This is a genomic window from Campylobacter sp. CFSAN093224, assembly GCF_012897395.1.
GTDB classification, from domain to species: Bacteria; Campylobacterota; Campylobacteria; order Campylobacterales; family Campylobacteraceae; genus Campylobacter_D; species Campylobacter_D jejuni.
Genome location: NZ_CP040607.1, coordinates 1,281,052 through 1,306,686 on the forward strand (window position 1 = coordinate 1,281,052; position 25,635 = coordinate 1,306,686).

At 30.6% G+C, this 25,635-nt stretch carries 20 protein-coding genes and 1 other RNA gene; 10 read left to right on the forward strand and 11 right to left on the reverse strand.

Translation table 11 applies throughout. The features are described 5' to 3' along the window. Positions 1-126: 126 nt before the first annotated feature. The 5 genes from FBF11_RS08600 to FBF11_RS06585 all read right to left on the reverse strand — a co-directional run bounded on the left by FBF11_RS08600 (position 127) and on the right by FBF11_RS06585 (position 3,376). Complete coding sequence (locus FBF11_RS08600) at positions 127-1,077, reverse strand: autotransporter outer membrane beta-barrel domain-containing protein (protein ID WP_052799484.1); 951 nt, start codon at positions 1,075-1,077, stop codon at positions 127-129. Positions 1,078-1,266: 189 nt separating this feature from the next. Continuing rightward, positions 1,267-1,752, reverse strand: coding sequence for a hypothetical protein (locus FBF11_RS08605; protein WP_269468758.1), 486 nt, complete (start codon positions 1,750-1,752; stop codon positions 1,267-1,269). 194 nt (positions 1,753-1,946) lie between these two features. Next, positions 1,947-2,405 carry a C4-dicarboxylate ABC transporter gene (locus tag FBF11_RS08610; RefSeq protein ID WP_237957656.1) on the reverse strand — a complete coding sequence of 153 codons (459 nt, stop codon included), beginning with the start codon at positions 2,403-2,405 and terminating at the stop codon, positions 1,947-1,949. Positions 2,406-2,606: 201 nt separating this feature from the next. Beyond that, positions 2,607-2,965, reverse strand: a transfer-messenger RNA (tmRNA) gene (gene ssrA, locus FBF11_RS06580). After that, complete coding sequence (locus FBF11_RS06585) at positions 2,966-3,376, reverse strand: hypothetical protein (protein ID WP_002783915.1); 411 nt, start codon at positions 3,374-3,376, stop codon at positions 2,966-2,968. Positions 3,377-3,466: 90 nt separating this feature from the next. On the opposite strand from FBF11_RS06585, the gene ruvB reads away from it, so the two are divergent. Together ruvB and FBF11_RS06595 are read left to right on the forward strand one after the other, a co-directional pair. Further along, positions 3,467-4,474, forward strand: coding sequence for a Holliday junction branch migration DNA helicase RuvB (ruvB, locus tag FBF11_RS06590; RefSeq protein ID WP_057096971.1), 1,008 nt, complete (start codon positions 3,467-3,469; stop codon positions 4,472-4,474). A 3-nt stretch (positions 4,475-4,477) separates the two neighbouring features. Continuing rightward, positions 4,478-5,521 (forward strand): AI-2E family transporter, encoded by a 1,044-nt coding sequence (locus FBF11_RS06595; protein ID WP_002862038.1) that lies wholly within the window; start codon positions 4,478-4,480, stop codon positions 5,519-5,521. Between the two features lie 29 nt (positions 5,522-5,550). On the opposite strand, the gene fumC is transcribed toward FBF11_RS06595, so the two are convergent. From fumC to FBF11_RS06615, 4 genes are read right to left on the reverse strand one after another with little or no spacing between them, the layout of a single operon-like run. Then, positions 5,551-6,942 (reverse strand): class II fumarate hydratase, encoded by a 1,392-nt coding sequence (gene fumC, locus FBF11_RS06600; RefSeq protein WP_002874443.1) that lies wholly within the window; start codon positions 6,940-6,942, stop codon positions 5,551-5,553. A gap of 55 nt (positions 6,943-6,997) precedes the next feature. Then, positions 6,998-10,123 carry a S8 family serine peptidase gene (locus FBF11_RS06605; RefSeq protein ID WP_057042282.1) on the reverse strand — a complete coding sequence of 1,042 codons (3,126 nt, stop codon included), beginning with the start codon at positions 10,121-10,123 and terminating at the stop codon, positions 6,998-7,000. Between the two features lie 2 nt (positions 10,124-10,125). Further along, positions 10,126-11,922, reverse strand: a complete 1,797-nt coding sequence (gene glmS / locus FBF11_RS06610; RefSeq protein ID WP_057042283.1) for a glutamine--fructose-6-phosphate transaminase (isomerizing) — start codon at positions 11,920-11,922, stop codon at positions 10,126-10,128. A 4-nt stretch (positions 11,923-11,926) separates the two neighbouring features. Continuing rightward, positions 11,927-14,275 carry a hypothetical protein gene (locus tag FBF11_RS06615; protein ID WP_057096969.1) on the reverse strand — a complete coding sequence of 783 codons (2,349 nt, stop codon included), beginning with the start codon at positions 14,273-14,275 and terminating at the stop codon, positions 11,927-11,929. Positions 14,276-14,417: 142 nt separating this feature from the next. Between FBF11_RS06615 and mqnE the strand changes: the two genes are divergently transcribed. From mqnE to FBF11_RS06645, 6 genes are read left to right on the forward strand one after another with little or no spacing between them, the layout of a single operon-like run. Beyond that, on the forward strand, positions 14,418-15,482 hold the full coding sequence (mqnE, locus tag FBF11_RS06620; RefSeq protein WP_057042284.1) for an aminofutalosine synthase MqnE: 1,065 nt from the start codon (positions 14,418-14,420) through the stop codon (positions 15,480-15,482). 9 nt (positions 15,483-15,491) lie between these two features. Then, positions 15,492-16,811, forward strand: coding sequence for an NCS2 family permease (locus tag FBF11_RS06625; RefSeq protein ID WP_002856518.1), 1,320 nt, complete (start codon positions 15,492-15,494; stop codon positions 16,809-16,811). 13 nt (positions 16,812-16,824) lie between these two features. Beyond that, positions 16,825-17,268, forward strand: coding sequence for a phosphoribosyltransferase family protein (locus FBF11_RS06630; protein ID WP_002852389.1), 444 nt, complete (start codon positions 16,825-16,827; stop codon positions 17,266-17,268). 44 nt (positions 17,269-17,312) lie between these two features. Next, entirely contained in the window at positions 17,313-18,011 is a 699-nt protein-coding gene (locus tag FBF11_RS06635; protein ID WP_002855971.1) for a VacJ family lipoprotein, read from the forward strand. Positions 18,012-18,020: 9 nt separating this feature from the next. Beyond that, on the forward strand, positions 18,021-18,590 hold the full coding sequence (locus FBF11_RS06640; RefSeq protein WP_002856450.1) for a phospholipid-binding protein MlaC: 570 nt from the start codon (positions 18,021-18,023) through the stop codon (positions 18,588-18,590). Positions 18,591-18,593: 3 nt separating this feature from the next. Then, entirely contained in the window at positions 18,594-21,065 is a 2,472-nt protein-coding gene (locus tag FBF11_RS06645) for an RND family transporter (protein ID WP_052822979.1), read from the forward strand. Between the two features lie 30 nt (positions 21,066-21,095). Here the strand turns inward: FBF11_RS06645 and rdgB are convergent, their stop codons facing one another. Next, positions 21,096-21,698, reverse strand: coding sequence for an RdgB/HAM1 family non-canonical purine NTP pyrophosphatase (rdgB, locus tag FBF11_RS06650; RefSeq protein WP_002855675.1), 603 nt, complete (start codon positions 21,696-21,698; stop codon positions 21,096-21,098). A 165-nt stretch (positions 21,699-21,863) separates the two neighbouring features. Here rdgB and FBF11_RS06655 point away from each other — a divergent pair, with 165 nt between their 5' ends. Together FBF11_RS06655 and FBF11_RS06660 are read left to right on the forward strand one after the other, a co-directional pair. Beyond that, complete coding sequence (locus FBF11_RS06655; protein WP_057042286.1) at positions 21,864-23,159, forward strand: MFS transporter; 1,296 nt, start codon at positions 21,864-21,866, stop codon at positions 23,157-23,159. Continuing rightward, positions 23,156-23,965: an alpha/beta hydrolase gene (locus FBF11_RS06660; RefSeq protein ID WP_057096967.1), complete on the forward strand. Its 810-nt coding sequence runs from the start codon at positions 23,156-23,158 to the stop codon at positions 23,963-23,965. The genes FBF11_RS06655 and FBF11_RS06660 overlap by 4 nt, the downstream gene beginning before the upstream one ends. Here the strand turns inward: FBF11_RS06660 and FBF11_RS06665 are convergent. Further along, positions 23,958-25,619: a 4Fe-4S dicluster domain-containing protein gene (locus tag FBF11_RS06665; protein ID WP_057042288.1), complete on the reverse strand. Its 1,662-nt coding sequence runs from the start codon at positions 25,617-25,619 to the stop codon at positions 23,958-23,960. The genes FBF11_RS06660 and FBF11_RS06665 overlap by 8 nt on opposite strands. Positions 25,620-25,635 lie beyond the last annotated feature (16 nt).

A 25,635-nucleotide genomic window follows, 5' to 3' on the forward strand; every position in this document is an offset into this window, starting at 1 on the left:
TTACTCTAAAGACTTATTTACTTGTTTGTTATAAAAAAGGGCTTTAAAATAAAGCCCTAGGAGATTTCCCATAGAAATAAACAATTATTTCTAAACTATAAAAAGATTTAGAAATGATTTTTAAGATTAAAATTTATACTTAAGTCCTACTTGACCACTTAAGTAAGTTTCATTTTTATTATCTACTTTACCTGCTAGTATTTGTTTAGCACCAAAGCCAAGATTCATACTGAGTTGATTTGTAAAATCTACATTACCCCCTACGATAATTTGTCCGTATGTTTTTTTCTTGTTGTTAGCTTCAATACTAGTAAAGAAAGCATTATTTACAGCTAGGTTAGCTGTGTAATCATCACTACTATTGATAACAAATTGTTCTATTTTTGGAGTTACAAAAATATAAGAGTTTTCATTCATATATTTTCTAAATTCAGCACCCACTTCAATACTTACAGAATTGTTTTTCATAGAATCAATATCTTTAGCAATAGCACCATTTTCTGTATGAGATGGAGTATAACTAAAATAATAATTTACTCCCGCAAAAGGTTTAATAAATAAAGTATTATCACTAAAGTCAAACACACGACCTGCATTAGCACTAAGTCCTAAGAATTTACTTGTATAATCTGAGTTATATGCACCATCTATTTGAACATTGTCTTGTTTAGTTGGAGAAACTTGAGCATAAGCTTTAAGATTAAGTTCCCATTGTGGAGCTATATTGATAGTAGAATACATGCCTAATTGGAAGTTATCACTTTTTTGTTCTAGATTATTGTCTTTGATTTTAGCATTTGCATAAGTAAAATAAACACCCCATAAAACATCATCATTAGCTTGTTTATCTACACCTATAGTAGCACCATACATTGCACCACTATCTCCATCGATAATGTTAGCACCACCAAAAGCATTAGCCCAAACACTATTGGTATATTCATTTACATAGCTTGGTCTCATATCGCTATCTAAAGCAGCAAATTTAAGGCCATTCATTTTAGAAGCATAAGTTCCAAAAGGATTGTTTAGCATTGCTACACGAGAACCTATAGAAACATCATTAGAAATATTCATAGTGGTATTTACTGCACTAGAAGCTGAATTTAGATTAGATACAGATTTACCTGTATTGTCTGTATCTTTTTTGATATCTAAAGCTAGTTTTACACCTTCTCTACTTGCTAAATCTGCTCCTATACTTCCTAATTGTTCTGTGATAGAACGAAGTGCTAGGATAGAAGCTTTATCATTAGAGTTAAGATTTCAATTTGAATTTTTATTTACTAAATCAATGTATTTTTCATCATCGATTTTACCGCCGTTTTTCTCAGCTTCTTCTAACATTGTTTGAAGTTCAGTTTTTTGTTTTTCAAGAGCTTCTTTGGCTTTTGCCCATTCTTCATCTTGATCGGAATCAAATTCATTTTTAAGCAATTTATCGATAGTATCTATATCTACTTGAAGTTGAACTAGCTTATCTTTAGCCGCTGCAGTAGCACCTCCATTGATCACTAAGCATTTATTGCCACCGCAGTTTTGAACGCTAAGTTTATAATCTACTAAGCCTTTTTCTCCATCGCCGTATTTATCTTCATCGCTAATATCTATTATAGTTCCTGCTTCCAAAGGATCTTTACCTTGAACATCGGTTGAGATATAATCACTTGCGAATTTTAAAAGTAATGCACCCGCGTTATTATTTGATTTTTCTTCTAAGATATCTTTGTTAAAATCTTTAGCTTGAACCATTACTACATTATTTGCTTCTAAGTCTGTATAAGAGCGTTTGATAAGTCCAAAATTTGAATTTGCAAGATTTGCAGTTCCATTTACCTTAACAAAATTTCCATAAGTAGCAAAAAGGGTTTTATCGGCGGTAAAATTTCCATTTATAGTTAAGCTACCATTAGCACTTTTTCCTTCAACTGCTCCATTATAAAGAATTATACCTGAGCCTTTTTTTCATCCTCAGTAATGGCTTCACCTCCTGAGCTAATCATAGTTAAATTTCCATTAATCACCGAAGGTGCAAAAGCTTGTAAAACTATATCTGTTGTTTTAACCTCTTTAGCAGTAGCGTTTAGATTTGTTACATAAGCAGGATTTTCTTTATTGTTATGTGTAAAGCTTAAAGTATTGTCTTTACCGATATCAATGTTAAATCGATAATCAGCGCTATCATAATCATCGCTTGGTAAATCCCAAACACCCATTTTGATACTTAAATCTTGCCCTTTGTACTTATTAGGATTTTTAAGATTGATATCCTTACCATTTTCTTCAAAATAATTTCCCACATCTGAAGATTGTGTAAGATTGATTTCTTCAGCAAAAGCACTCGAATAAAGCAAAGTTGCTACACCTAAGCTTAGCAATATCTTGCTCGAAGCATTTTTTTTCATAAGTTTCTCCTTCAATAAATTTAAACTGAAGGAATAATTATATCCCCTAAAAATAAGCTTAAAAATAAAACTATAAATTTTTAATGAAAAATTATAAAACCTAATATATCAAAGTTTTAAGGGTAATAAATCGTTCTTAACTTCATATAAAAAATTCTAAAAATTTGAAATAAACTTATGATTTACTTAAAATTAGCGTGATGGTGGAAGCGAGGGGAATCGAACCCCTGTCCAAAAATAATCCCACAAAGACCTCTACATGCTTAGCAAAGATGACTACTTCACCCTACTTCGCTCATCTTCCAAAACTCAAAAGCAAGGCTAAGACTTTATTTCACCTCAACGCTTGTCAAACGCAAGGCTACACTATCAAAGATGACCGAAAATTAAGCTAGATAGTATGACTTAAATTTCAGGCTCAACTGAACTTACGCAGCTTTAGCGTAAGCAGGAGCGAATTTAACGTTGTTTGCGTTTAATTTTATTTGGGCTTTTTACGCTTTGCCCAAAGCGACATGCCATCTAAGCAGACTTACTCCTGTCGAAGCCAAGTCGCTCCCTTATTTAGAAATAATATTTGGAACATTAACAATTAAAGGATTAAAAACCGCTAAAACAGAATCATCATTTTCATATGAACGACAATATTTTTCAAACTGATCACTCATCAAAAGCATCCAATCCGTAAATTCATCACTAGCAGGCCCATTAAAGCGATTTGCTTGCGCCATCATCTCTTCACAAAATACACAAAAATCAGTCACTTCTTCAAGATTTAAGCGTCTTGCTGCCCAAGCGGTATTGTGTGCTAAAGTTTCAAGCTCTTTTATGGCTTCTTTATAACGCACGCTATCGCTTCCAAGCTTGATGATTAAAGGTTCAAACCTATCGCACATGGTTCTAAAAAATTGTAAAAATTTTTCTATATCGTCAATTTCATAATCTAATTCTAATTTTGTTAAAATTCCCATTTTTAAACCATAATCATTAAAGTTTAATGTAAATTCTAGCAAATTTTAGCTAAAATCTTATTTTAATTTTTCCAAAATATAAGCAAAGATATGGATAGAATAGTAGAAATAGAAAAATACTCCTTTGATGAAACTTACGAAACTTCGTTGCGTCCTTCAAATTTTGATGGTTATATAGGTCAAGAAAGCATTAAAAAAAATTTAAATATCTTTATAGCTGCAGCCAAAAAACGCAATGAATGTTTAGATCATATACTTTTTAGTGGTCCTGCAGGACTTGGAAAAACAACACTAGCTAATATCATCTCCTATGAAATGGGTGCAAATATCAAAACAACCGCCGCTCCTATGATAGAAAAAAGCGGAGATTTAGCCGCTATTTTAACCAATCTTAGCGAAGGAGATATACTTTTTATCGATGAAATTCATCGCTTAAGTCCTACTATCGAAGAAGTGCTTTACCCTGCAATGGAGGATTACCGCCTTGATATTATCATAGGTAGTGGTCCAGCTGCTCAAACCATAAAAATCGATTTACCAAAATTTACTCTTATAGGGGCTACAACGCGTGCAGGTATGCTTAGCAATCCTTTACGTGATCGTTTTGGTATGCAATTTAGATTAGAATTTTACAAAGATAGCGAACTTGCCCTAATCTTGCAAAAAGCAGCTTTAAAACTTAATAAAACTTGCGAAGAAAAAGCCGCACTTGAGATCGCTAAAAGAAGTCGTTCAACTCCTAGAATAGCTCTAAGGCTTTTAAAAAGAGTTAGAGATTTTGCCGATGTTAATGATGAAGAGATTATCACAGAAAAAAGAGCTAATGAGGCCTTAAATTCTTTAGGAGTTAATGAGCTTGGTTTTGATGCGATGGATTTAAGATATCTTGAACTTTTAACCGCTGCCAAACAAAAACCTATCGGACTTGCAAGTATTGCTGCGGCTTTAAGTGAAGATGAAAATACCATAGAAGATGTAATCGAGCCTTATTTATTAGCTAATGGCTATATAGAACGCACTGCAAAAGGGCGTATAGCAAGTGCAAAAAGTTATAGTGCTTTAAAACTAAACTATGAAAAAACTTTATTTGAGGAGTAAATTTTGCAAAATGGAAAATTCTTTCTTATAAGCTTTATTTTAGTCATTTTATTTCTTTTACTTTACCTTTTTAAAGGTTTTTTACTTGTAATTATCATAGCTAGTTTAATGGCGGTAGCTACCTCAAACATCAATGCGAAATTTTTAAATCTTACTAAAGGGCATAAATTTTTAGCTTCCATTCTTACAACAACTTGTATGGTTTTGCTTTTCTTTGCACCTTTTGTTTATGCTATGATAGAACTTGCCAAAGCTTTAAAGAATTTTGATATTAATTTAGTTACACAAACACTTGATTATGTCAAAAATTATCAATTTACCTTGCCTGAAAGCTTTAATTTTTTAGAACCTAAAATCAAAGAATTTTTAGCTTCTATAGATTTAAATAGCATTTCTAAACAAATTCTAAGTTATGCTTCAAGTTTTACAAAATCAGGAGCTAAATTTCTTATAGATATGGTTTTAATTTGCGTATTTTATTTCTTTGCAAATCTATATGGAACAGAACTTGTTATCTATCTTAAATCCATCATTCCTATTGATAAAAAAGAACTCGATGATGTTTTAAGCGAAGTGGGTAATGTTATGGCTGTTGTGCTTTACTCTATGGTAATTGTAGCAATATTTCAAGGTGCACTTTTTGGTTTAATCACAATGTTTTATGGTTATGATGGAATTTTAATGGGAGTAATTTTTGCTGTAAGTTCTCTCATACCTGCTATAGGAGGAGCTTTAATTTATGTGCCTGTAAGTCTTTATGAATTTGCCTCAAACAATCTTAACTCAGCTCTTGTTATTTTTATTTATTCTGTAATTGTAATTTCTTTTATAGCAGATACTTTAATCAAACCTTTAATCATCAAATGGATCAACAAAAAACTTGTAAAAACTCCCACTAAAATCAACGAACTTTTAATTTTCTTGGCCATGATAGCAGGAATTTCAACCTTTGGTTTTTGGGGTATTATACTAGGTCCTGCGATTTTAACTTTTTTTGTATCAACTTTAAGAATGTATGTGATTTTAAAAGATAAGAATTTAATTTAACTTGCCTTAAAAAAGGCAAGTTTTATGTTCTAGGCTTTTGAGCCTATCATTTTAGTAGGATCAACAAATTTATTGAAATCTTCTTCACTAACCAAACCAAGCTCCATTGCGCTTTCTTTTAAAGAAATACCTTTTTTATGAGCATTTTTGGCCACTTTAGCAGCGTTTTCATAACCTATGTATGGGTTTAGAGCGGTAACTAGCATTAAAGAATTATGAAGATTATGATCGATTTTTGCACGATTTGGTTCTATGCCTACAGCACAATGGATATTGAATGAATGCATAGAATCAGCCAACAAATCAAGACTTTGCAAGAAATTATAAATAATCACAGGCTTAAACACATTAAGTTCAAAATTTCCTTGACTTGCTGCAAATCCGATAGCTACATCATTTCCCATCACTTGTACAGCAACCATAGTAACAGCTTCACACTGGGTAGGATTTACCTTACCTGGCATAATCGAACTTCCTGGCTCATTTTCAGGAATGATAAGCTCACCAAGACCACATCTTGGACCCGAAGCTAACCATCTTATATCATTTGCAATTTTCATTAAATTTGCAGCCAAACCTTTCATAGCTCCATGAGTAAAATTAATCGCATCATGACTTGTTAAAGCATGAAATTTATTTGGACTTGAAATAAATTTTGTACCTATAAGTTGAGTTAGCTCTTCACTTACTTTTTGGCTTAATTCTGGATGTGCATTAAGCCCTGTTCCCACTGCGGTTCCTCCTATGGCAAGTTCTCTTAAAGTTGGTAAAGAAGCGATGATTTGCTCTTTTGAATGTAAAAGCATAGAAAGATATCCACTAAATTCTTGCGCTAGAGTAAGTGGAGTAGCATCTTGTAAATGCGTGCGTCCTATCTTGATAATACCATCAAATTCTTTTACTTTTTTTTCAAAAGTTGCAATAAGCTCATCAAGCGCAGGGATAAGCTTTTTCTCTACTTGCTCAACCGCAACGATACTCATAGCTGTTGGAAAAGTATCATTTGAACTTTGACTCATATTAACATGATCATTTGGATGTACAAGCTTTTCTTTGCGAAAATCCCCGCCCATGATTTCAGTGGCACGATTTGCAATAACTTCATTCATATTCATATTGCTTTGTGTGCCTGAACCTGTTTGCCAAATCGCAAGTGGAAAATTATCATCAAATTTACCTGCGATAATCTCATCGCAAGCTTGAACTATAGCATTTTTCTTAGCATCATCAAGTTTGCCAAGTTTGTTATTGACCAAAGCTAAAGATTTTTTAAGATTTGCAAAAGCATAGATTAAAACCTTTGGCATTTTCTCACAACCGATTTTGAAATTTTCAAAACTTCTTTCAGTTTGAGCTCCCCAATATTTGTCATTTGGAACCTTAACTTCACCCATGGTATCATGTTCAACTCTGTATTCCATAATTTTTTCCTTTGATTAAAATTTTATTTATTATAAGCTAAAAAAATAAATACTTTCAAAAACGTTTTCCCACTGAACTCATTAAATGCAATTCATAGGCATTATGAGAAAATCTATTCATTAACATAAACTGCCAAAATACATTGTTTTTATATAAAAATTCTGAATTAAAACCTTGACTTAAAATATTATCTTTTAATTTATATTTTTGAATAAAAGCAATAGGAAAATCAACAAAACTAGCCTTATTTTCTAAAGTTCTTCCATAAATTCTTTTTTCAAAAATTACAAAAGTAGAAAAAGAAGCTTGATAATCATCTTGCTCTATATTTTTAGCAAGATTAAAACCTAAATTTGCATTTATGCTATGATGTTTTAAACTTTCATAATTTTTAGCAAAAGGACTTTTATTTTCTTTAAAATCTTCTTGATAAAAAAAACTATGTGTAAAATACATTAAAGGATTAAAAATAAAATCTTGACCTAAAATAATATCTTTAGTTACACCAAGCTGGGCTGAAGTTTGCAATGTTTTATATTTGCCTTCAATTGGCTGCTCTACTACAAAACGATTAAGAGTATTAAATCCTACACCTATACCTAATCCACTTAATATTTTTATAAAATCTAAATCATGGTTATAATTAAGCAATAAATCCATGTTATAACTCTTCAAATCACTACCATTATTAAAATTAAATTTAGCGCTAGAAAGAGATAAAGCATAAGCTAAAAAGCCTGATGAGAAATTTTCTCCTAAAGAGATATTAGCACCTGTTTTTTGACCTGAAAAATCTTTATCTTTATAGTATTTATAACTTGGAGTAAGATGCCAAAAATATTCTTCATTGCTAAAAATTCTAGGTAAATAAGTACTAGCAAGTAAGATATTATTGTTTTGTGCAAAATTATTAATATTAAGAGGATGAAGGGTAAATAACATATTATTTTGCATTAAATTAGATTGATTATGATTACTAAAAGTGCTTAAATACCCTGAACCTTCTATTCTATTTAATTTAGTCTTTACATCTATTCCATTATCCAAAGAAGCAAAAAATTCCTGATAAGTCTGACTCAAGTCTGCCCTAGATCGCAATTGTCTTAAAGCATTTCCCAAGCTTGTATTAGGAATTTCGTAAGCATTTGGCTTTAAATTAGGTTTTATTAAGGTTTTATTAATACTCACTAAATCATCACTTAAAATAAAATCAAAATTTAAAGCATAGGTATTTTGTATCAAAACATGATTAAAAGATGATAAACTTTTTTCCAAATCTCCTAAATTAATTTTCACTGGCTTATTTAAGATATAGTATTTAGGTAAAGGAATATATTCTAAATTCCCGCTCTTAATATCATAAGTTTTTGCAATCAGTTTAGAATTTTTATAATTACCAAAATCAAGTTGCAATTTAGAGTCAACTCCTTCTTGAGTATAAGTTCCTTGCACGGTTAAATCATTCAAATCTTCATTTCCAGGTCTAACTATGCCTTTATTGTTTAAATTTTGCCCTACAATACCATTACCGCTTAATATTGCTTTTTGTTCTACATAAGCATTATTTTTAACTTTTCCTTTAAGCTTTAATTCTCCTTGTTTGATTAAAGTTGCACCCTCATAAGTATTTTGACCACTGATAATCAAAATACCTTCACCTTCTTTAGATAATCCTATGTTAAGATTAGCTAAATGTGTAGGTTTATTAATAGCACTTGATAAATGAGTACTTTCATCCCATTTTCTTTGACTAATATCATTAGAAAATTCAGCATCATAACCTGCAGTGTTTATAGTATAATAAGCTGTATTAGGTTCTTGCTCATATTTTAATACATCCTGATCACTGAGTCTGTTTGCATCTAAAATACTCAGTCCTTTTAACGCCTTTTGTGCATCTAAAATTCCTTGTCCAAATAATTCTTCTTTCTCAACTCTAACTACTCCATTAATAGAACTAATAGTAGAAGTATTAAGTTTTTGTGACTGCGCACTATCTCTATTATCCCAAATATAATCACTATAATCAATCCATTGTCCATTAACTTGAACTTGTATTCCATTGTAAAGCTGTTTTAAATCCCGTTTTATTTCATCTTCTATCCTAGGTGGATCTTGCGAAATATACACAATAAGAAATTTAGGTTGATTTGTTCCATCGGTTACTTGTTTAACAGTAAATTTTGGAGCCTTATAATTTTTATTTGCTGTACTTAACAGTATATCAGCAATTTGCTTACCATCCAAAAAGGGGAAATTTTGCTTGACCAGTGCCGCTGTTCCACTTACCATAGGTGCTGCCATAGAAGTTCCACTTTTTTTTGTAAACTTATCATTAGTGCTTGAATCAACATTATTAATATTTACTCCAGCAGCAACTAAAGAAAAATTCGTAGCTCCCTTAAAACCATTACTAAAATCAGCCAAACCTTGACTTTTAATTATTAAAGTCCCATCTGATTCTAAAGTAATCTCATTTGCATCCAAAGCTCCAACAGCCAACCAAGCTCTTAAAGATTCATCATAACTTGGTAAAATCGCATGCAAAGCAGGGCTAAGAATTCCTTCATTACCAGCAGCAAATACATTTAATACTCCCTTGTCCTTGCTAAGCCTCATCATATCATTAGCAACCTTATCTGCTTTCATAACATATTCCAAAGGAGTATTACAGATATTATAGCTTGTCCCTTGATTAGTTTGAGTACAATCTACTAATCCAGAATTTGAAGCCTTAAGATTAAAATAAGGATAAAAATTAATACCCCAGCTATTATTAATAATACTCACATCTTTGAAAAAATTATAAATATCAGGAATTTGAGTGTAAGAGCCATTTGGAAACACCCCAGCTCCATAAAATTTTGCCCCATAAGCCACTCCATAAGGTTTGCTATCGCCTATCTTTGCTCCAACAGCTATACCTGCTACATGACTTCCGTGTGTTGATTTTTTCAAATCAGGTATAAGCTGTTTCCCAGCTGTATCAGTAGGATAAGTAGACTTTAAAATCTTATCCTTTAAACTAATATGATCTTGATTAAAAGCATCATCGGCTACACCTATTATAATAGTATCTCCACTATACCCTAGCTTATGTACTTTATCAATATGATGAAGTTCAAATTCGCTTAAAGCAAAAAGTTTACAAACTAAAGTTAAACAAAAAAATTTTTTCATTTCTATTCTACCGTTACGCTTTTAGCCAAATTTCTTGGCATATCCACATCATTGCCAAGTCTTATGGAAATTTCCATCGCCAAAAGTTGAGTAATGACCATCATTTCAAAAAATTCACACATATAATGATCTTGCTCATTGGTTTTTATCAAATCATCACTTAAATCAAATTCTAAAGGTGAAATGCTAAGCACTGTAGAATCCCTAGCAATAAGCTCTTCAACATTTGATTTTGTTTTTTCATAAAGCATGTGCTTTGGCATTAAAGCTATAGTATAAAGCTTAGAATCAGCCAAAGCAATAGGGCCATGTTTCATCTCTCCTGCAGGATAACCCTCAGCGTGAAGATAAGATAATTCTTTAAGTTTCAAAGCTCCTTCTAAAGCCAAAGGATAAAACACATCTCTACCTATAAAGAAAAAGCCATGTCCATCTAAATAACGCTTGGATAAACGATGAATTTTTTCATGTAAAGCCTGTTTTACACTCACGCAATTTGGAGTATGCAAAAGTGCTTTAATTTCAGCAGAAACATTTAAATTTCTTTTTTGTGCCATAAAAATAGCAAGCATCCAAAGTGTTAAAACCTGAGTAGCAAAAGCTTTAGTTGAAGCAACTCCTTTTTCTATGCCCGCACGAGTTAAAAGACTTAGATGTGCTAAACGCACTATATTAGAATTATCCACATTGCAAATTGCAAAAGTCTTAGCACCCTGCTCTTTTGCAATCTTTAAAGCCTCTAAAGTGTCTGCTGTTTCTCCACTTTGAGAAATAACGATAAATAAAGAATCTTTTTTTATAATTGCTTCACGGTATCGAAATTCACTTGCAATTTCTACTTTAGCTTTAACTTTAGCAATTCTTTCAAACAAATAAGCACTTGCCATTGCAGCATGATAGCTTGTTCCACAAGCACAAAGCGTGATTTCATCTACTTGACTTAAATCTTCATTGTTTAGCTCATCAAAAACGACTTCATCGCCTTGAATACGCCCCATTAAAACTTCACTCATCACGCGACTTTGTTCATAAATTTCTTTTTCCATAAAAAAACGAAAGCCGTCTTTTTTTGCATAAGCCTTATCGCCTGAAAGCTTAGAAAAACAAAGTGATTTTAAAATATCATTTTCATAAACGACAAGCTCATCTTTACTCGCGTATCCCAAGCTTAAATCTTCAAGATACATTACCTCATCACAACTTCCTATCAAAGGCGCATCACCTGAAGAAAAATACCATTCTTTATTTGCATTTTTACCGATAATCAAAGGAGCAGCATTTTTTGCAAAATACACATGATTGGGATCTTTTTTTGTTACTAACAAAGTAGCAAAAGCACCGCGAAGTTCTTTGATGGTTTTTTGCCAAGCTTCAAAAACTCCCAAATTTCTTGCATATAATTCAAAAAGCTGGACAATAACTTCTGTATCGGTTTGACTTAAAAAACTCACGCCTTCTTTTTCAAGTTTATCTTTGATTTCTTTATAATTTTCTATAATACCATTGTGAATCACACAAGAATACTGTCCTAAATGAGGATGTGCGTTGATTTCAGTAGGCTTACCATGAGTTGCCCATCTTGTATGACCTATAGCAAAACCATAACCTTGCCTTTCAAAATCCGTGCATTTATTCGCCAAATTTTCAAGCTTTCCTACAGCTTTAAAAAAACTGAGCTCTCCTTCTTGCATCACTGCCATACCCGCACTATCATAGCCACGATATTCCAATTCTTTAAGTCCATTTAGTATAATTTGTTTTTTTTCATTATTTCCTATATAACCTACGATTCCACACATTTTTTTACTCACTTATTAATAAATTAACTAACTTTTGCTCGCTATGTTCTAATTTTTCATTCTTTTGAAAAATAAAAATATTACGCGTCCTTTGTCTTATGGTTTGAATTTTTGCTGCACATAAAACAAGTTCAAGTTCATTAAAAACATTCATCAAATACGCCATTAAACCCTGCTGATCTTTCGTATTAAGACCTAATTTGGCATACATTTTAGAATAGTTTAAGTCTAATTTTAACTCATCTTTTTTAATGATTGGCTTTTTAATTTTTTTCAAATTAAAACCAGAAAGATTTGAATTTAAAAGCTCGCAAAGTTTTAGTTTTTGCTCATCACTGATAATATTATCATATTCAAATCTTAAATAAATTTTATTATCAAAAAGTTCAAAAAAATTCATGAAAATAAGATTTAAATTTGTTAAAGAACTTAAAATAATGGCAATATTAAAATGAAGTGGTGCAACAATTTGCAAACTAAGATTTGTTTCATTATTAAACCAAAATTTAAAATCATTTTCTTTGGCTAATTTAGAAATCATAACAATATCTTCAAAAGTATTTTTTATAATAAAAAGATTTGATTTGATATGTATGATTTTATCTTGCAAAATTTCATCTTGCTCTAAAAAAATCTTACTTCTTTTAAGTGTTAATTCTTTTTTTACTCTTCTTGCGCTTTCTTCAAGTAGATTTTCATCTTCAAAACCTTGTTTTGCATTTTCTAAAAGTTTATCAAGAACTCTAAAATAAAAAGCATTATAATTTAAAGCCTTAGCCTTTAGCCAAGTTAAAGTATATAAAAGCTCTAAATTTTCTAAATTTTCTAGCTTAGAAACCAAGCTACTTACAACAATAGGATTGTATATATCTTCTTTTTCTACAAGATCTTTTAAGGCATTATTGTTTTTAAATATCTTAAGACCCCATTCTAAAATTTCATTCTTTAAATCAAATTTAGAGCAATACGCTCTATATATGCCTGCTAAAGAAATTTCATTTTCACTTTCTATAGCGCTTAAAAGTATCACAAGCTTTAAAATCATTTTTTCATCGGTTTTAAGTTTTTGGAGTATCTCAAGCTCATCTTCGTATTTTTCAAATTCACTTAACATAAGAAAAACTTGCTCATCAAAACTATAATTTCCTTCTTCATCGCTTAAAAAACGAACTGTCCAAAAAGGCTTACATAAATCTTTTAAAATTCCACTATCAAGCAAAAGTTTTAAAACACAAAAACTATGCCTTTTATAAAAAATTTTCTCAAAAAGTATTAAAGCTTTTTCTATATCTTTTTTACCGTATTTCAATCTTCTTAGGGCAAAAACCAAGTTAAGATCGAAAATAACATGTTTATCTTCAAGTTTTAATAAGTATTCTAAAACTTCCACAAGAGTTTTAAATTTATATTCTTGTTTAAGAGTATGATTTAATCCATCTTGAATTTGCTTTGCTAAAAAGTGTGTATAAAAACCTATAGTATGCATACTTTGCAAAGCCTTTTGAACCAACAACTCATTTGCTCCAAAATGTTTTTTAGCTTTTTTATACATTAATTCACTCAAATCATGAACATTAATAAGTAAAAATTCATCCTCATCTTTAGCACTTAATAAATTCATCGCTGATTTTAAAGAAAGTAAAAAATCTCCAGCTAAACGCAACTCGCTTAAATTTTTTTCATCTATAAAATTTAAAGCATAATTTTTTGGAGAAGTCTTAAAAAGAACAAGCAAACTCTCTAAGGATCTTAAATGATTTAATCCGCCAAAATCTTTTAAGATATTAAATTCCTGCTTTATAAATGGAATATCAAATTCTTTAAAATTTTCTAGCAAAAGCTTGGCAAAATCATTTTTATTTTCTTTTAAAATACTCTCAAATTTTGTCTTAATCCTTTTAAATAAAATCCTAGAACCACATATAAAACGAGTTTGTATTATAGAAGTCTTAAGCTCATTGCTAGCATTATAAAGTCCATTAAATTCTAAAACAACCGAATCAATTTGCAAATGCGCATCATTTAAAATTTCGATAAAAGCCTTAATCATAGGTTTTAAATGAAAAGCCTTAATATCTTTATAAACAAAAATTAAAGAAATACTTTCATTAAAACAAAGACTATTGTTTGCATATGCTTTACTTGCTAAAACACAAAAAGGGATATTATCACTTGGAGGTGAAAAATCATCAAAATAATCTTTAAGAACTATATCATAAGCTTTTTTTATGAAATTATCCATATTTTTAGAATGATATAAGCTAAACGCCCCTTGCTTAAGAAAAAATTTTCTACAACTTTGGGTATAGGAACTAAGATTTTTTTTAAAAATTTCTAATTCTTTATTTAACAAAATTTCTACTCTCTTTAAATTTTAATATTTTAATAATAATCTTAACAAAAATATCTTTTATTTTGGCTTTTTCTATAAACTCTTTTTCAGTAAGCAAAAATTATAATGCTTTATTTAAAAACAGCAAAAGAGTAAAATTAAAATGAAAAATTTAATTACCAAACTAGAAAATGAAGAAAGATTAAACCAAGAAGAAGCCAATGCACTTTGGGATCTAGATCTTTTTATCCTAGGCAAATACGCCCATAAAAAACGCACCAAACTTCATGGAAAAAAAGTTTATTTTAATATCAATCGCCATATCAACCCAACTAATATCTGTGCGGATACCTGTAAATTTTGTGCCTTTTCAGCGCACCGAAAAAATCCTAATCCTTATTTGATGACTCATGAAGAAATCATGAAAATCGTCGATGAAACCGTAAAACGAGAAACCAAAGAAGTGCATATCGTTTCAGCTCACAACAAAGATACAACTTGGCAATGGTATTTAGAAATTTTTAAAATGATAAAAGAAAAATATCCTAATCTTCATGTAAAAGCTATGACTGCTGCTGAAATTGATTTTTTACATCGTCGTTTTAAAATGAGTTATGAAGAAGTGATAGAAAAAATGCTTGAATACGGCGTTGATTCCATGCCAGGTGGTGGAGCTGAAATTTTTGATGAAGAAGTGCGTAAGAAAATTTGTCATGGAAAAGTTAGCAGTGAAAATTGGCTTAAAATTCATAAACTTTGGCATGAAAAAAGCAAGCAAAGTAATGCTACCATGCTTTTTGGACATATAGAAGAAAGACATCACAGGATCGATCATATGTTAAGACTGCGTGATCTTCAAGATCAAACCGGTGGATTCAATGCTTTTATCCCTTTAGTTTGGCAAAGGGATAAAAGCTTTATACAAACTGATAAAATCATGGATAGTGAAGAAATTTTAAAAACCATTGCCATTTCTCGTTTAGTGCTTGATAATATCAAAAATATCAAAGCTTACTGGGCAACAATGACTTTAAATTTAGCCATGGTAGCACAAGAATTTGGAGCTAATGATTTAGACGGCACTATAGAAAAAGAAAGTATACAAAGTGCAGGTGGTGCAAAGTCCGCCAAAGGCACAAGTTTAAAAACTTTTATCGATATGATAAAAACTTCAAATCTTATTCCTGTAGAACGCGATAGTTTATACAACGAGCTAAAAACCTACTAAGGAGAAAAAATGAGCTTTTTTAAACTCAAAGAAAACAATACGAGTTTTAAAACCGAAGTTATAGCAGGACTTACTACTTTTTTAGCTATGGTTTACATTATCCCCGTAAATTCTAGCATAGTAGGAAATACAGGAATGCCTATAGAAGCTTTAATCACCGCAACAGCTTTAATTACCATAGTTGCAAGTGCTTTTAATGCTTTTTTTGCCAATACTCCTGTAGCTATGAGTGTAGGAATGGGTTTAAATGCTTATTTTACCTTTGCGGTTTGTTTAGGTCAAAACATAGCTTGGCAAAGCGCCTTAGGAGCTGTTTTTATTTCAAGTATTATTTTTCTCATACTTTCTTTTACGCATTTTCGCCTTTGGGTAATCCGCAATATCCCAAAAGATTTACGCCTTGCAATTTGTGCGGGCATAGGTTGTTTTATTGCATTTTTAGGCTTAAGTCAAATGGGTGTGATAATGCATAATAAAGATACCTTAGTCAGCATAGGAAATTTCAAAAGCCCTCATGTGCTTTTTGGAATTTTCACTCTAGCTTTAATCATCTTTTTTTGGGCTATAAAACTTCGCGGAGCTTTTATTTTGGGGGTATTAGCAAGCTCTATTATTGCTTGGATTTTCCATTTAGACAATGCAAGTTTTCCTGTGCAAATCTTTTCTTGGCCAAATTTTAGCATGGAAAATGGTTTAGGAGCCATCTTTTTACAACTTGATATCAAAAGCGCCTTAAATATTACTATGATACCTATAATTCTTACTTTTTTTATCACTCAACTTTTTGATAGCATAGGAACTATCACAGGTGTGGGTGAAAGAGGAAAGATTTTTGATGATCCCAAAAATGGAGAAAAAAAACTAAGCAAAACCTTAATGGCAGATGCAACAGGATCAGCCTTAGGAGCTATGACAGGCACTTCTACAGTTACAGCCTTTGTTGAAAGCACTACAGGGGTTGAAAGCGGAGGAAGAACTGGGCTTACAGCTTTAGTTGTAGCTATTTGTTTTGCTTTTACACTTTTTTTACTGCCACTTTTTAAAGCCATTCCTGCAAACGCAATATACCCCGTACTTGTAATGGTTGGAATTTTAATGTTTATGGAAGTTAAAAATATAGATTTTAAAGATAGTGCTATAGCTGTAGCAAGCTTTTTTACTATTATCATGATGCCTTTTACTTACTCCATCACCACAGGTTTTGCTTTTGGTTTTCTTTCTTATTTACTTGTAAGAATTTTTAAACGCGAATGGGATAAAATCAATCTTGGCATTATAGTTTTAAGTTTATTATCTTTGGGTAATTTTTTACTTATGGCACTACAATAAATAAGGATATATAATGATATTTTACTCCTATGAAGAATTTAAAGAAGATGTAAAAATTCTTGCTAAAGAAATTAAAGAAGATTTTAACCCTGATGCACTTTTAGCTATAGCAAGAGGGGGGATGAGTTTAGGACACTCTTTAGCAGTGGCTTTAAAAACGCGTCAACTTTTTGCTTTAAACTCAATTCATTACGATAATACGAAAAAACTTGATACTATTGAAATTTTTAACATTCCCGATTTAAGCAAGCACAAAAAAATTCTACTCATTGATGATATAGTAGATAGTGGAGAAAGTTTAGCAGAAATAAAAAAAGTTTTGCTTGAAAAATTTCCTCATATAGAACTTAAAATTACAACCATTTTTTACAAAAAAACCGCTCTTTTAGAGCCTGATTTTAAAGTAAAAGAAGCTACTGAATGGGTGGATTTTTACTGGGATATAAATCTTGATTAAAAATTTGCTATAATTTTACTTTTAAAATTTTTAGGAGTTTTTGCTTGAGAATAAAATTTATATCTTTTATTTTAATTTTTTTTGCTATTTTTGCTTTTGCTAAAGAACAAAATTTAGATGATTTTGAACAAGAATACCAAAACTATCAAGTAAACGATCCACTTTCAGGATATAACAAAGCTATGACAAGTTTTAATGTGGCTTTGTATGATTATGGTTTGCGTCCCGTTCTTAAGGGCTATAACACTATCACTCCTGAATTTATAAGATTAGGGGTAAGAAATTTCTTTGATAATTTACTTGTTCCTTTGCGTTTTGTAGGCAATATTTTGCAGTTTAAATTTGAAGAAGCGGGAGAAGAATTTAAAAGATTTACCACCAATACCATTATGGGCTTTGGTGGACTTATGGATGTGGCATCAAAAATGGGTCTTAAAAAACATCCCGCGGACTTAGGAACCGTTTTGGCTCACTGGGGTGTAGGAAGCGGTTTTCATATTGTCTTACCTATACTCGGCCCTAGTAATCTTAGAGATACTCTTGCTTTACCTGCAACTTGGTATGCAAGTTTTACTGCTTACATTGATCCTACTTGGGCAAGTATAGCTATAAGTGCTTATGGATTTGGTAATGAACTTAGTTTTAGACTTGATGAAATTGATGAAATTTATCACAACACGCCTAATTTATATCCATTCTTGCGTGATGCTTACGAGCAAAGACGCAATGAACTTAGCAAATAAAGGAAAATAATGAAAAAAATATTTTTAATCTTGGCTTTATTTTTTAATGCTTTTGCCTTACAGCTAGATGAAATTTCTAGTACTATGCAAAAAAACATTGATGCAAGCTTAAAACTTTTACAAGATAGCAAAGAAGACAAAAAACAAGCTGCTGATGGAATTTTTAAACTTTTTGATAGCATAATAGATTATAAACTCATGGCAAAACTCAGTCTTTCGAAAAATTATTCTAAATTAAATCCAAAAGAACAAGAAAAATTTACCACAGCCTTTGAAGCAAGTCTTAAAAAAAGTTTTACCGATAAACTCAGTCTTTATAAAGATCAGGTTTTAAAGGTCAAAAATGGTGAGTTAAAAAATGAAAAACGCTATTTTTTAACCACTTCTATGGTAGTAGATGGGGAAGAAAAAAATATCATTTTCAAATTTTACAATGATAATAACAACTGGCTTGTTTATGATGTGGATGTTTTAGGTGTGAGTATAGTACAAACTTATAGATCACAATTTGGAGATATTTTAGCCAACCAAGGCTTTGATGCCCTACTTCAAAAACTTGAGAGTATTGTCATAGAATAAATAATGTTTGCAAAGCTTTTAAAGTTTTTTATTTCTCGTCCAAAAAGTACTTTTTTTGGAACCTTGTTTATATGCCTGTTTTTAAGCTTTTTTGCTTTTAAGCTTAGCGTAGATGCAAGTGCTGAAAGTTTACTTTTAGAAGATGATACAGATTTAAAAACTTTTAGAGAAATTTCAAAACATTATAAAAGTGATAATTTTTTACTTTTAGCCTTCAAACCCTATGATGAAAAACCTTTTTCAAATGAAAATTTAGCCAAATTAAAAAAACTTCATGAAGAATTAGAAAAGGCCCCTTTAGTAGAGCGCGTTTTTAGCATCATCAATGCCCCTTTGCTTCAAAGTTCACAAAATACGGATTTAAAAGAACTGTTAAAAAATATCCCAAACATAGAAAGCCAAGATATAAACCGCACAAAAGCCCGAAACGAAATTTTAAATAGTCCCTTTTATAAAAATAATATCATCTCAAAAGATGGAAAAGTAACAGGGCTTATTATTTACTTAAAGCCTGATACAGTTTATAATGATCTTGTAGAAAAACGCGATCTTGCTACCGATGAAAAAGAAAAAGATCAAATTCGTCTTGCTATAAAAAAACATCAAGACAAGCAAAAAGTTATTACGAAACAAAGTCTAGATACTATTAAAAGCATAGTTCGAAATTATGAAAAAAATAAAGATACGCTCTACCTTGGTGGCGTAAGCATGATCGCTGATGATATGATAGCTTATATAAAATCTGATCTTGTGCTCTATGGTGTTTCTCTTGTATTTTTACTAGGACTTGCACTTTATTATTTTTTCCGTTCATGGCGCTTTGTTTTTTTACCTCTTTTTATTTGTTTTATAAGCTTAAGTGCAGCTAGTGGAGTTTTTGCACTTTTAAATTTTCAAATCACAGTTATTTCATCAAATTACATTGCTTTGGTTTTAATTATCACCTTAAGTGTAGTTGTTCATTTGATCACGCATTTTATCGAAAATACCCAAAATCATCCCAAAGCTAAAGTTGAGCGCATAGTGCTTGAAACCTTACTAGCCAAAGCAAATCCTAGCCTTTATGCCATTGTTACAACAATGATAGGATTTTTTTCTTTAATGCTTTCAAATATCGAACCTATCATAAAACTTGGTATTATGATGAGTATGGGTATAGGTTTAGCTCTTATCTTTAGTTATTTATTTTTAGCAAGTATCTTAGTTCTTTTAAAACCAAAAAACTATCATAAAAAAGAGTTTAAATTTAATCTTTTAGCCTTTTGTGCTAAAACCGCTCTTGATCCTAAAAAGCGTCGCATGATTTATGGAATTTCAGTTCTTGCTATAATCTTAGCTTTAATAGGCATTTCAAAACTCAGAGTTGAAAATTCTTTTGTCAATTATTTCAAAGATGGCAGTGAAATCAAAAAAGGACTTTTGGTTATTGATAAAAATCTAGGTGGAACCTTGCCTTTAGAAGTCATCATTCGTTTTCCAAGTAATAAAAACGATCAAAATACAAGCAATACTCTTGATAGTTTTGAAAGCGAATTTGAAAATTTAGCCACACAAGAAACTTATTGGTTTGACTCTAAAAAAACACGCATTGCAAAAAAAGTTCATGAATTTTTAGAAAATAAAGAATTTGTAGGCTCGGTTTTAAGTCTTAATAGTCTTTTAACCCTAGGGAAAAATATCAACGATGGAAAAGAGTTAGATGATTTTGCTCTTGCGTTTTTAAATGAGAATTTACCTGCTAAATTTAAACAAGACTTGCTTTCACCTTTTGTAAGTATAGAGAATAACGAGTTAAGATTTAGTATGCGTATTGTTGATTCTGATCCGAATTTAAGACGTAATGAATTTTTAATAGATCTTAAAAAACAGCTCAACGAGCTTGTAAAAAATGATGGAGTAGAAGTTCAAATCACAGGTATAATGGTACTTTATAATAATATGCTCCAAAGTCTTTTTTCATCGCAATTTGATACTCTTATATTTGTAATTTTAGCTATTTTTATACTTTTTATCATTGTTTTTAGAGATTTAAAATTTTCAGTTGCGGCTATATTGGTAAATGTTATTCCTTTAAGTGTGGTTTTTGCTCTTATGGGGCTTTTAGGTATTCCTTTGGATATGATGAGTATTACTATAGCTGCTATTGCTATAGGTATAGGCGTTGATGATGCTATACATTATATTTATCGTTTTAGAGAAGAAATTAAAAACAAAAGCCTAGAAGAAGCCATTATGATTTCTCACCTTAGTATAGGTTCGGCACTTTATTATACCACAATTAGCATAGTTTTAGGTTTTAGTGTTATGATGAGTAGTAATTTCATTCCAACGATTTATTTTGGAATTTTAACCGTTTTTGTAATGATTTTGCTTTTAAGTGGAAGTTTGTTCTTATTACCAAGCTTTTTAATCACTATTTATTCTAAGAAAACCAAGCTTCCAAACCAACATAAAGAGCATATATTAAAACAATAATAGCTATATATTTTAAAAAATTTTTCATTTTTATCCTTTATTTAAAATCTTTAAAATGATTTTTGCAAGCTCTAAAGCTTTAAAACGATGAGAGATATTATTCTTCTCATCCACGCTAAGTTGGGCTAAGGTTTTATCAAAACCCTTTGGAATAAAAAGGCTATCATAACCAAAACCATTTTCACCTTTTTCTGTATCTATTACTTTTCCATGCATGGTTCCATGCGTACTAAATTCCCCCATCAAACCTACCATAGCAATAGCAGCAACATAATGCGCCTTACTTTGTTTAAAACCTTTTTTTATCATTTCATTGACAAGTTTATCACGGTTACTTTTATCATCGCCCTTACCGCTAAATCGAGCAGAATAAATTCCTGGATTTCCTTCTAAAACATCTACACAAATGCCACTATCATCACTTAAAGCGATAAAATCTTTTTTTTGCTTTTCATCCAAAGCATTAAAAACTGCTCTTGCTTTAATCAAGGCGTTTTCTTTAAAAGTTTTTCCATTTTCTTCAATCTCAAAAGGCATTAAAACTTCATCAAAGGCATAAATTTCAAAATCTTTTAAAATTTCTTTAAGTTCTAAAACTTTATGTTTATTGCTCGTAGCTAGGATAATCTTCATAACAAAAGCTCCAAAATAATATCAAAACAAAAATATGATTTTATAAAATTTATCCTTGTGCGTAGCTTTTAAATATCAAATGATAAAACGATGTTAATCAATGCTTAATCCATTTCATAGTAAAATTATCCTAATTTAAATTTCAAATTTAATAGGAAATTGATAATGCTAAACAATGTCTTACCCTTATCTTTCATAGTTGGAACAAGATTTTTTGGGCTTTTTATAGTTTTGCCAGTTTTAAGTCTTTATGCTTTAAAACTTGAAGGCGCTAATGAATTTTTAGTGGGACTTTTAGTTGGTGTTTATGCCTTAACTCAAATGATTTTACAAGTGCCTTTTGGGATTTTAAGTGATAAAATTGGTCGTAAAAAAACCATGCTCATTGGACTGATTATTTTTATAATAGGCTCTTTAATCTGCTCTTTTGCGGAAAATATCTACATCATGCTTTTAGGAAGAATGCTCCAAGGTGCAGGGGCCATTGGAGCAGTAGCTACAGCAATGATAAGTGATTTTATCACAGAAGAAAATCGTGGTAAAGCCATGGCGGTAATGGGTTCTTTTATAGGACTTAGTTTTGCAGCTTCTATGGTAATCTCTCCTTTAATGAGTGTAAAATGGGGTTTATCTAGCCTTTTTGATCTTAGTGCGGCTTTGTCTCTTTTATGTATAATTTTACTTTATACCGTTGTACCTAAAGAAAATAAAATCACTCATGAAAATGAAAAAACTCCTTTTTTTCATCTTATTAAACAAAAAAATTTAGCCCTTATGAATCTTACTAATTTCATGCAAAAAATGCTTATGAGTATAGCATTTTTAAGTATTCCTATTATTCTAGTAAAACATTTAGGCTTTGCTTCTGATAAACTTTGGATTGTTTATAGTGCTTCTATGGTAGCAGGTTTTATCGCTATGGGCTTTGCTGGAAGTTTAGGCGAAAAAAGAGGTTTAGCTAAACAAATTTTACTCTTAGGAATTGTTTTTTTTATACTTTCTTATCTTTTTTTTACTTTTAGTAATTCTATAGATTTTTTTATCATAGCAGTTGTGATTTTTTTTATAGGTTTTAATTTACATGAGCCTATTATGCAAAGTTGTGCATCAAAATTTTGTAAAGTTCATGAAAAAGGTGCGGCATTAGGGTTGTTTAATGCTTTTGGATATGGTGGAAGTTTTATAGGTGGTATTATCGGAGGGATATTTTTACATCTAGATGCCTTAAATCTTTTAGCTATTATTTTAGTAATTTTAGCTCTAATTTGGCTTGTGGCATTATTTTTCTTAAAAAATCCAGCTGATTTTAAAAACCTTTATCTACCTTTAGAAACACCTTTAATTTTCAGTACTTTTAGTGAAAATTTAGGGGTTGTAGATATTTATAAAAACTCTAAAAATCTTGTTGTTAAATTTGATAGCAAACTTACAAGTAAAGAAGAATTAGAAGGCAAATTATGAAAAAAATATTATTTTTATTCTGTTCTTTTTTTCTAGCTTTTGCAAAACCAAGTCTAGAGATACCCAAGCTCTCAAAACAAGCAAAACAAAACTTTATTTTAGAAAATGTCAAATTTAATTATAATGGCACAATATATAAAATTTTTATAGCTAAAAACAAGAATGAAAACTCAAATTATAAATATAAAATCATTTATTTACTCGATGGAAATGCCTTTTTTTCTCTTTTTTTAAATCTTTTCAACACTCCTGTCAAAGAAAATCTTTTAATTATTGGAATAGGTTATGATAATAATTTAGCTTTTGATACACAAAAACGCACTAAAGATTATACGCCTACAACAAATTTAAATAAACAAGGTGGAGGTAGTAAAGAATTTAGAAATTTCTTAATAACCCAACTCATCCCTTATATCAACAAAATGTATCCTATTGATTTTAGCCATCAAATTCTCTTTGGACATTCTTTTGGAGGACTTTTTGCCATTGATACACTTCTTTATGATAGTAAGATTTTTAGTCATTATTTTATTATTTCACCTTCTTTATGGTGGGATAATAGTGAGTTTTTATCTAATATCATAAAATTACAAACTTGCCCTAAAATTTACATCGGATTAGGTTCATTGGAAACAAATTCAAGTATTATCAAAGGTGTAGCTAAGCTCAATGCTCAAAAACTTAGCGAAAAAATATCCAAAGAAACTAATTGTAAAACTCATTTTAAACTTTTTAAAAATGAAACTCATGGAAGTGTCATATCTAAAGCTATGCTGTGGATGAAAAAGCTTCTTGATCTTAATTAATCATTGCTTTTATCATCACTTTTGCCTTGCAATCTGCACAGCAATAAAGTGTTTTGATTTTATTCTCATCATTACCAAATTTAGGCTTCATTAAATTGGCTATTTTTTCTACAGCTTTTTTGGTCGCAAATTCTTTACCGCATTCTATACAGGAAAAAAGCTCATCTTTTGCCATGGTTTGATATTCAAAATAAGAAGCTCTAAACTCCATTCCACTACGAAATAATTTTAAAGTATCTTTTTCAGCACAACTTAACTCACAATACCCACAAGTCGTACAAAGAGAAGCATTGAATTTCAAAGCATTTTCTTGTTTATCAGCGATTAAAGCTCCTACATTACAGGCACCCACACAAGAAAGACAAAGCGTACAGGTATTAGGATTGATTTCTACCTTACCATAACGCAACCATTCGCCACTTTCTATACTACCAAAATCTTCATTTTTTATCATTTCTTGCATTCTTTTGGCAAAATTTTCTCTTGTAGTTAAGGTGTTATTATGAAAATCATATTTTAAATCTTGTATGAATTCTTGCTCTTTTAAAACATTTTGCAATTCTTTTTCATCTTTAGCAACAAAAATAGCTTTTTTTTGAAATTTTCTCTCAAAAAAAGTATTTAAAAGCATAATGGCTTCATTGCTACCACGAGATACAAAGTCCGTATAAAAAACCAAATTTGCACCACTATTTTGCAAAAGTGTTAAAAAATGCATAGAAGAAAGCCATTTTTCACCATCTATCATAAAGGGTAAAACATCTTTTGGTAAAGCAAGATTTAAATTTTCTAAAGACATTTTTTTAGGAATGATTAAAATTTTTTTATCTTTATAAAACTCACAAAGGGTAAAAAAACTTTCTCTTGGCATAGGAGCATAATCAAGCGATCCGCTAGGACACACACTAATACATCCTCCACAACCCAAACAATCCACTTGAGAAAATTCTAAATGCTTTTTTTCATCATCTTTTAAAATCGCCACAGTAGGACAAATTTCAGCACATTTTGCACAATGCTCACTGCGTCTTTCATGGTATTGACACACGCTAGCATTATAGCTAATATAAGTTTTATAAGGATATTTTGGACTTTTGCTTTGCAAAAACTCTAACAATGCTTCAAGATTTTCAAAATTTAAAAGATTATAACATCCACTTTGTCTTGTAAAATCTTTACGCACAACGCTTAAATTTTCAGCTTTAAAAAGTAAAAAATCAAAATCTATTTCCACTTCTTCGCCTTGATTTTTAACCACAGCACAAAGCTCCCCCACACTTCCAAAAACAGCTAAAATTTCTGCACTACTTAAAGCAATAACCTTAAATCCATGTTCTTTTAAAAACTCTACAGTTTGAGTATCACTATCTGCCAAAATCAAACGATTTTGCACTTCTTTGCTTTGTTCTAAATCAAGCCCTAAATCATAAACGCTAGCCCTTGCTTCATAAAGCGTTAAAACATTTTTACTTTGCTCTAAAATTTCATCTTGAGAATTTTTAAGATAAAAGTTAATCTCAGGGGCATAAATTTGTGCTTTTTGATTTTTATCATTGCAAATTAATGCTTCTTTATCATTTGCCTGATCTAAAATTTCAATAGCATCAGGCAAAGGGATTAAAACATCATTTTTTATATAAACAAAATCTTGCATTGTCTTCCTTAATCTC